Below are 391 nucleotides of genomic sequence, written 5' to 3' on the forward strand. Positions count from 1 at the left end.
ACCGCGTCGCCCCCGTGACCTCGCATCCGCTGGCCAGGCCCGCGATCGCCGAAGCGGCGCTCGCGCTGCAGGGCGAGGCCCCCGGCCGCATCGAACTCGTCGAGCCCGCCGACGGCACGGTGCGCGTCATCCGACGTGAGGAGACCGAGCGCGCCCCCCGCGTGCAGCGTGGGTTCCGCAAGCGTCCCACTCCCGAGGTGATCCACGAGATGGTCAACGACCGTCGATTCGAGGTCGATGCCACGGGCTTCTGGCAGGTGCACCCGCGCGCGGCCTCCGTGCTCGACGCCGCGGTCTACGGAATCCTCGACGGACATGTCGACGACCAGAAGACGCACTACGACCTGTATGGAGGGGTCGGCCTGTTCGCCGCGACGCTCGCCGATCTCGC

1 pseudogene is annotated in these 391 nt (G+C 71.1%); it reads left to right on the forward strand.

Going from position 1 to position 391, the window contains the following annotated elements:
- Positions 1-391 (forward strand): annotated as a pseudogene (locus tag B2869_RS12725) (class I SAM-dependent RNA methyltransferase); the annotation flags it as partial.

The organism is Microbacterium sp. UBA3486, from assembly GCF_002377845.1.
Lineage (GTDB): Bacteria > Actinomycetota > Actinomycetes > Actinomycetales > Microbacteriaceae > Microbacterium > Microbacterium maritypicum_A.